This window comes from Enterococcus sp. S22(2020), assembly GCF_020295385.1.
Taxonomy (GTDB): domain Bacteria; phylum Bacillota; class Bacilli; order Lactobacillales; family Enterococcaceae; genus Enterococcus_L; species Enterococcus_L dunnyi.
Genome location: NZ_JACFUD010000003.1, coordinates 595,649 through 604,685 on the forward strand (window position 1 = coordinate 595,649; position 9,037 = coordinate 604,685).

6 protein-coding genes and 1 pseudogene are annotated in these 9,037 nt (G+C 37.1%); all 7 read right to left on the minus strand.

The features are described 5' to 3' along the window. Window positions 1-7: 7 nt before the first annotated feature. Window positions 8-2,599, minus strand: a complete 2,592-nt coding sequence (gene mngB, locus H3T55_RS08560; RefSeq protein WP_225534131.1) for a mannosylglycerate hydrolase — start codon at window positions 2,597-2,599, stop codon at window positions 8-10. 13 nt (window positions 2,600-2,612) lie between these two features. Further along, the gene (gene mngA / locus H3T55_RS08565; RefSeq protein ID WP_225534132.1) at window positions 2,613-4,523 is read right to left on the minus strand and encodes a PTS 2-O-a-mannosyl-D-glycerate transporter subunit IIABC; all 1,911 of its coding nucleotides are present in this window, start codon (window positions 4,521-4,523) and stop codon (window positions 2,613-2,615) included. Between the two features lie 127 nt (window positions 4,524-4,650). Next, complete coding sequence (locus H3T55_RS08570; RefSeq protein ID WP_225534133.1) at window positions 4,651-5,370, minus strand: MurR/RpiR family transcriptional regulator; 720 nt, start codon at window positions 5,368-5,370, stop codon at window positions 4,651-4,653. Window positions 5,371-5,759: 389 nt separating this feature from the next. After that, window positions 5,760-6,134, minus strand: a complete 375-nt coding sequence (locus H3T55_RS08575) for a VOC family protein (RefSeq protein WP_225534134.1) — start codon at window positions 6,132-6,134, stop codon at window positions 5,760-5,762. A 106-nt stretch (window positions 6,135-6,240) separates the two neighbouring features. Further along, on the minus strand, window positions 6,241-7,017 hold the full coding sequence (locus tag H3T55_RS08580) for a helix-turn-helix domain-containing protein (RefSeq protein ID WP_225534135.1): 777 nt from the start codon (window positions 7,015-7,017) through the stop codon (window positions 6,241-6,243). A gap of 447 nt (window positions 7,018-7,464) precedes the next feature. After that, window positions 7,465-8,103 carry a hypothetical protein gene (locus H3T55_RS08585; RefSeq protein WP_225534136.1) on the minus strand — a complete coding sequence of 213 codons (639 nt, stop codon included), beginning with the start codon at window positions 8,101-8,103 and terminating at the stop codon, window positions 7,465-7,467. Between the two features lie 11 nt (window positions 8,104-8,114). After that, window positions 8,115-9,037 (minus strand): annotated as a pseudogene (locus tag H3T55_RS08590) (hypothetical protein); the annotation flags it as partial.

Consider the following 9,037-nt stretch of genomic DNA (forward strand, 5'->3'; position numbering starts at 1 on the left):
TACTCATTTATTTTTTGATGCTGACTGTCACTACTTTATTTGCACCGATTTGTTCAGAATCATTTTCCAAGATGAGCTCCTCGTTTAGTTGATAATGAGCTGGTGCTTGAACATCTTTTAACCTTAAACTTTGATCATCTTTAGCTGGATTGAAAAATCTCGCTAAAAGGTGCGAGCCCTCTTCTGCTTTTTTGACTACACTTAAAATAAGTGTATCATTTTCTTGACGGAACAGCGAATAACTTGTTGGCACCTGTAACATTGAAGAGTTCAGTTTCATTGCATTATACCCCATCTGATTATAGGCTAAAATTGGTGTTAGGTATTCTTTAGCGTATTTTGCTGGATTCGCTATTTCGATCGGTTCATTCGAAAATAAAAGCGCAAACTCTAACTTAATTGTTTTCAACATTTGCGAATCAGGAGTCGCCAGTTTGATTCCTGAGGGTCTTCCTGGACGACGCACTAAATTTTCTTTCCCCAACACACCAACGCTTCTAAACAATGTGATCGCTAAGCAATCATAGTGTTCACCGATGACTTCATACTCTCTTGAGCTATTTGTTAAAACGGAGACTGTTCGCTCACTATTTGTTAATGAAACGTTCGTCAAAAATGGATAGATCGCATCCGGGCGTTCATCCCACTCTTCTTTTTGCCAAAACGCCATCGCTTCATCGATCACTGATCGTTCAACTGTTCCAAATTGATTGTCTGCGATCGAAAAACTCGAAGCAATTTCTGTCGGCAATAATAGGCGCATCCGATGATCTTCACATTGATTATTTACTTGAACAGACAGCTGGAGAATCGGCTGATTTTCTAACGCTTGAATAGTAAGTTCCAGCCCGATTTTCCCTGTCGCCTCTCCACTTTTACGTTCTTCGAGATTTTTCGCTAATGACCACTCATAAGAAATATGCATCGAGCTTGCAAATAAACTATGCTCATAAGAGATATTTGCTGTGACTTCATCTTTTGATAAACGAGGTCGATCATTTTCTAAGGGTGAAAAATCATACTCATCACCATCATCCGCTACATCTTCTACTGCAAGAATATCTTTATATTCCTGATTATTTCGTTTATCAAGAACTGTTATTGTGCCATTAGGATTACCGAAAATCTTGAAATACTCCGTATCTATAAATTCTTTTTCAGTCAATTCCGATTTTGGAAGACTTTCTGCTGTTTCTATATACACTACTTCATAGCCCATTGCTGGTAATTTTTTTTCAAAGCAAATCGTATATTTAATAAATAGTTCATAGTTCCCGTAATGTACGATCTGTCGGTCGATCAATCCTGGATCGATTATTTCTTGCTGAATGATCTCAAAAGGAAGATTTTCCCCTCGATCATTCACTAAATGAAGAGCTGAGCGTTTGGAAATAATCTCCGTTGTTATAACTTCAGTTCTTTCATAAGGCAATAGATTAAACAATACCAGTTTTTCTGAGTCCTCTTTATCAGGCGTACTCTCTGAAATTTTTCGTTGATAAAATTCGATCAGACGATCCGTACGTTCCTCAGCATTGATAAAACGCGCCATGATTTCAAAGTGCACTTTATCCGAGCAACAACAGCCGATACTATCATGCGCATGATTTTTCATGATCTCTTTCCAGATTCCTTCGATCAATCCATGATGATATTCGTGCCCTAGTGAATAAGCAATCGCTGCTAGAGGTTCTAAACTGTTCGTAAGCTTGTTTTCAATGCGCGCATTCGCTGCCTTGATATCCATTCTTGTCGAAAAAATGCTTCGATGAACACGACTATATTTCCCATCAATAAATTCCCCTTTGACCGTTGGTAAGTCCGTCTTCTTCTCTAAAATATCAAACACATTCTCATAGCGGCTAAGGAAAAATTTTCTTTCGGGATATAATTCTTCAAGCGTTTGAATCACTTGGAAAATATTCTTTTGAATCGGCATTTGATCGTGACCATTTGGAATAATTTCTTCATTACTTGTTGCCCCATGATCAAGAACGCTAAAATACTTGTCCATTCGTTCTTTCAAAGCATTTTTATCTTCCGGAAGATACTTTCCGATAGCATATCCTAATGGAAATAGTTGGGTCAGAACCTCAGATCCGTCATTTCCCTCCCAATAAAACTCGGTTTTATCTGTGCCATGACGTTCAGAAATCCCCCGCCAAAAAATCGCTCGTTGAATATTGAATCCATTTAAAATTTGCGGCATCTGTCCGCTTTGACCAAACGAATCCGGTAGATAGCCGATCATCATTGGATCACCCAATTTTTTGCTGACCTTGATGCCATAGAGTAGATTCCTGACGATCGATTCTCCGCCTACAACTAGTTCGTCTGTTTGGCTATACCATGGACCAATGATCAGTTTTCCAGCTTGAACAAGCTTTTTGACCCGTTCTTTTTGATCTGGGCAAACTGCAAAATAGTCTTCTAAAACAGCTGTTTGTCCGTCTAATACGTAATAGGGATATTCTGGATCATTTTCTAACATCTCTAAAATTTCTGCCATATTATTCACTAATAAAATTCTAGATTCCTCTGTTGAAAAATACCATTCTCGATCCCAATGCATATGGGGCACAATGTGTACATTCTTCATAAATTTTCTCACCTTATCTATTTGCTTGTTTTCGCAATTTATGTTGTCTTGTTACAATCAATAAAATAGTAGAAACCGCCGCACCTAAAATTGCTGCGCCTAACCAAATGAACGCGCCCATTACACTGCTATAGTCACCTTCCAGTAAAAACATCGAAAAAATCCCTGCTCCTGGAACATTCAAACCAAGTCCCGTATAAGCAACGATCGCTCCAGTGATGATAGAGCCTCCAATAAATGAACCAATCACTCGAATCGGATCGCCCATCGCAAATGGGATCGCTCCTTCAGTAATTCCCGCTAAGCCTAATAACCATGTTTGATTGCCGATTTCTCTTTCTTGTTCAGTAAATAAATTTTTCTTCAATAAGCACGCTGCGGATAAAGAAAATGCAGAAACCATTTTAACCGAAGCAAATGTACAATAAGGAATAAAATTACCATTTGACATCGCCGCAATACAAAATGCATAGGCAGCTTTATTGACAGGTCCACCCAAATCGAATGACACCATCGCTCCTAATACAGCGCCCAGCAATAACGCATTCGTTCCTTGCAAAGTATCTAACCAACCAATCAATCCATTATTGATTGCTGCAACTGGTTTCCCGATAAGAAAAAGCATGACCACACCAACAACCAGTGAACCGATCACTGGATAAACCCAAAAAGTCACAAAGCCTGAAAAAACACCTTTAGCCTGAATATTTTTCTTCATCCAGTTCATCAGGAAACCAGCAAGTAAACCGGACAACATCCCGCCAAGAAATCCACTATTGATCGTCATCGCAGCTAAACCACCAGCGAAACCTGGGGTCAAGCCTGGTTTATCGGCAATCGAATACGCCATATACCCTGCCAATACAGGAATCATCAAGCTTCCCAATAATCCGCCGCCAAGCCCTTTTAGTAAAAACAACCAACTACCTTCAGCTGCAGCCATCTCCTGCAACCCAAATAATTGAGTGATCAACACTGCAACCGTTGAAATCATTCCGCCTGCAATGATGATCGGAATAATATAGGAAATTCCTGTTAAAATTGCATCTTTTATCTGCTGACCGATCGATTTCTCTTGTTCATCAGTATCGTCAAAATCTGCCACATCATCTCCACTAGGTACATAATTCTCTGCCTTATCCAATAGTCGCTGAACGACTTCATCAGGATGTTTGATCGGCTCTGCCACTGTGGTATCGACTTTAGGAAGCTTCGCAAAGCGCTCCATTCCTTTAAGAGATACGTCATGAGCCAAAATAATTCCCACTGCCTCATTGACTTCTTTTGCCGTGATCCTATCTTCCATTCCTTTCGCACCTTGCTTCTCGATCCTAGCCTGATAGCCAAGTCGGTTCGCTGCTTTGGTGATCGCCTCAGCAGCCATATAAGTATGTGCGATGCCTGCAGCACAAGCTGTGATTCCTAAGATCAATCCTTTGTCCCCTTGAGAAACCGTTGTAACTTCGTCTGATTCATCCAGTAAAGTCAACATCTCAGAAGCAGTTTCTGCATGTTTGAATCGTTCTAAATAATCATGATCAGAAAGTCGACCTGCTAACTTTGCAAGAATATCTAAATGAGTACTGCCTGCTTCTGCCTCCGGAATTGCCAACATAAAGATCAACGATACTTGATTCGTAGGATCTAAACTAGGATAATCTGCTAACGGCTCCTTCAATCTCAGTATCGCAAATGACGCTTCCTTGACTGCGGAAGATTTTCCATGTGGAATCGCCAGCCCATTTTCAAACCCCGTCACCGACAATGCTTCTCTAGCTTGAACTGCTGCTAAAAATTGCTTAGGATCTGATACCTTCTCTTGTTCATAGAGTTTTTGCGTCATAAATTCAAAAACTTCTTCACGTGTTTTAAAGGATGCTTCTAAAAAAATAAGTGCTTCTGACGTTGCGTGTGCTAGATTCATATTCTTTCCTCCTCCTTATGGCTAAACTTTAGCACTATTTAGGCTCAGAACTTTGATTTTTAAGAAAAATAAACCCCTTTCATTCTTTTGAAAGAGGTTTATGTGTAATTTTACACGCCCATTGATTTCACGAATCGATATAGGTTTCAAAAAGACTGTTCATAATGACCAGCAGCGGTGTTTTGTCCGTGATATTGTAATGATTCCTGATCACTTCAGGCGAATAACAAAATAAACTGATGTCCGCTAATCTCGCTAAAGAATTGCTGCTTAAACCTGTCAGAGAAACCACCTTATGTTGATGCTCATGCGCCAATTTCGCTAATTCCAATATTTGCTCCTTCTCTCCTGAAAGACTAATAAAGAAAAAAACTTCGTCTGTTGCATGCTGGATCTTGTGCCTTAACTCATTCGCATATGTGTAGAAAAACGCCTTATCATCTATTGCATAAAAATTATCAACAACGATCTTTGCTGCATAGGCGGTTTGACCGATCGCAAAAAAATTGATCCGTTTTGCAGCTTTGAATAATTGCACGACACGCTTTTCCCGCTCAAAATCAATGAGTTCAAAATTTTTAAGTAACAGTTCTTTCTGCTTGAATGAGCTATCTGAAGGCTGTTCACTTTCTCGTTTTAGCTCATTTTTCAACTCAGAATACCCAGAGTAACCTAGCTTATGGCACAACCTAGTGATCGTATTTGGAACAGTGAAAAAAAGAGAGGCAAGCTCTATGATCTTCATTTTGGAAACACTCGCTTTATTTTTAGCGATATAGGCTACAAGCTCGTCTTCTAGATCAGTCAAGCGATACTCTTGATTGATCACTCTTTGCTGAAACTCCATGAACACCCCTCACCTTCAAGATCTGTATAGTATGATTATAACGAGCGGTCAATCAAATAGCTAGAATTTAATTATTTGCATTTTGCTAGGTATTTTTTGTAATGATGCAACTTTGACTAACTATCATTTATCTTAAATAGTAAATCTATCGTCCAATTCAGTAAATTACAGAACTCGAAATGTCTAATTGATCTTGTGCCGTTCTATATAAAGAACAGCAGTTTTGATTCCCTCAAAACCGCTGTTCTGTGCCAAATTATTTTTCTATCATCGCCTAGCATTGAGCAATGTTTTTTCACTAACATGATAGTTTACTTTTATCCTTCAAGTGTCCAAAAAGAGAGCAATTTTTATGATTTTATTACCTGCTCGATCTCAACTAAATTAAATCAATTCGGCGAATGTAACCCTAGTTTGTTCCCTTCAGTATCAATAAACAATGCAAAATAACCAATTTCATCAGCATGAGGCGTTTTTGGAACCACGATCGTGCCGCCACTCTTCTCAATTTTATCCAGTATAAGCTGAAGATCATCTCCACCATCAAGATAGTTTGTCACACCATTTGATGAAGGTGTAAGACCTTCTTCTTGCAATAATGTTACTACTACCATTTGTTCTTCTGTTGGGAATAACCCCATTTTCATGTTAAATTCTGGGAACTCAAGTTTCTCAATTTCAATACCCAAAATCGATTGATAAAAATCAATGGCTCTTGAAACTTCTAGTACCGGAATTTCTAATATAGATACGAAACTTTTCATATCGACTTACCTCCATTTTTTATTTGAGATTTTACCCTAAAAGTTTAGTGTACTTTCAAATCCATCTCAAATGTATTGTACTATGGCTTCCACTATTAATATTGTTTTAGATTGTGTTTTTCAAACTTGATATTAAAAGCTTTGCTACACTTAGCAAAATGGGAGGATCTTCCGGTATAGGCGGTCTTAGTTTTACTGTATAATGCTCCCCAGAACATGCGGGAAAAGATAATTTTTCCATTACTCTTCCCCTCAAGCAGTTTTGCAAATTAAAGTAAGAAAAAATATTGGTTGAGCGATCAATAGCGCAAACCAGTAAATAATATTCACCATCTGGCACATTCTTCAACACATTCAATTTAGTTCTTTTAGTAGCGACTCCAGATATCGGTTTATGATTTGGGATCGGTGTGCGGAATAATCCGATAAAAAACAATCCTTTTTCAAAATTTTCGGACACTTCGATCGTTACACTACAATAGGATGTATCTTGCTTTTCATAGTATTCCACTGCTTGATATTCACCGCTGCTTTCGAAACTTTTTACCTCAGAGAATAATTCAGTCATTTCATTTTTATATTTTTTAGGAGCACTTCCAGTGAATTTTTTAAAGGTATTCGTAAAACTGCTACTGCTCTCAAACTCTGAAATATCTTGCAGTTCAATCATTTTTTTGGGTTGATCGATCGCAGTAACTGCCTTTTCTATTTTCAAACTTGATATATATTCAGCAATGCCGAAGCCATTTATTTCTTTGAATTTTCTGCTGAAATGATACTTATCATAACCAAAATGATTGGCGATTTCTTCACTGGTCATTTTTTTAGCTAGTGCTTCTGTTTTTATGAAGTCAATGATATCAGGCATCATGCTTTTTATCATATTGTTTTCTCCTTTCTTAATTTTCAGAAAGTTACTCAAATTTATTATCGTTGCTGATGGGATTACGTATCGACTTCAGATACCTTTGCTACTAGAACTCTCTTTTTTCGTGGAGTAATTCGTTGATACTCAGTCGCTTTTTTTCATATTCGCCTTGCTTCTCAACCTTAGACTATTTAAACCTATTATATACTAAAAAAAAGCTGAGTAAGTTCTACTTTAGAACATTACTTAGCTTTACAATATTTTATAAATTTAAACACCTAGAAGACCATTATTATTTAAAACAATTTTGACTAATAGTTGTATCTGAGATAATGAGACAAATATTTAAAGCTGCTTGTAGCCTTTTAAATCAATTTGATCAATAAATCCTTTAAAAGAGCCGTCCATATTCAAACGAATTCCACGTCCATGATATCTGTAAATAGTAAAACGTACTATTTTCTAACTATTTATAAAGTAATAATCATCCAATCTCAAGAGAATTTTATCTTCTATTTTTACCAAACCACTCCATTCATACATTCCTTTATCGCTGTCCATATAAATGATTACAGGCTCTAAGTTACCACAAATTTGACTAATTACTGTGCTAGAAGAATCAATCACTTTTTTCAAATTAGATACATCAAAACAATCGTCTGAAAAAAACAATATATTCTTTAATGTACTTTGTTCCAGTTCAAGAATGTCTGAATAATTACCTCTATTTGGATTTGATAATAACCACATGTTAATCAAGTCTTCTTTAGAGACTTCCGATAGTTCCTTTAACAATTCTTTGTCAAAATAAACAGTATCAATAAATGCTTCAAATTCTTGAGTATTAAAAATTAATGGCTGGTATCTATATTGACTATTCAATAAATTAGGTTGTCGCGGAACTGAAATTATATTATTTCCTAAATACTTAATCTCAGAATAAAAGTAGTCTGGTGTTCCATAATTTATCCTTAAAAAAATCTTATTTTCTACTTTACTTAAAATTCCTATCAATGAGCCATTGTGAATTAAAATATTATCTTTATAAATTTCGCACCAGTCATTATATTCACCCAGTATATTAATTCTAAATTGTGTCATTTTCTTCTCCTTTATTTTAATGAAGGGATATTCACATATTCTGGTAAACCATTTACTTTTGCAAACCTTGCCCAACCGCTCTCTGGGATAAAGGTACGATGTATGATCTTATCTCCTTTCAGCGTAATATGATATATTCCTTTCTCTCCATTTATAGTACCTTTTGCTAGGTGTTCAATTCTCCCATCCGGCCTAGTCAAAACTGGATTTGACAAAATTTCATTATCTAAATTCTTAGGAAAATCATGATAATGAGGATCCAGCTTAGCTTTTTCAAGTACACTACGGCTATAATTATAGTCTGAAGAATTTTTCTTGATAATCTGTTGGTATTTTTGAGGCAATTCACCTCCACTAACTTTCATATTACTTCTGCTCATCGTTCCAGTCGGTCTCAACGACGCTGTCAACGCCTTCTGCGAGCCGTAATCTTTCAAATTTCCATAAATAGATGGCCCCATGTTCATTAGACCAACATTCATCATGAAAGAATTCATGGCTATATCAGCACCAGCTATTTTCGCTGCTTCTTGCAATGCAGCCATTTCTCTTTCTACTCTCGCTTTTCGATTGATCTCAGCGATTTCTTTCTCGCGTTTCTCCCATGCATTTCCTATTGTAATCATCCAACGGGTATCTTTCAAGTTCTTTGGAGAAAATGTGCCGGTCTTTGGATCGAAGCCTTTGCCTCCTGACACTTGGGTTAAACCTTGATTGACGGCAGCTTGTAAGCTTGTGACTTCTGTAAAAAGCGTAGAAGAAAAGGCATGGAAAGCGAGGAGTTTTTGTAACTGTTTTTCCAGCTTGCGTTTTGCACTTGTATATTCTGAGATTAGTCCGCTTGCTTCTCTGAGATGCTGCACACGTTCGCTAGAAACTGGCAGTAATTGTTTTATTTGATCCATTTGATTTTGCATTCCTTGGATCTGTGTTT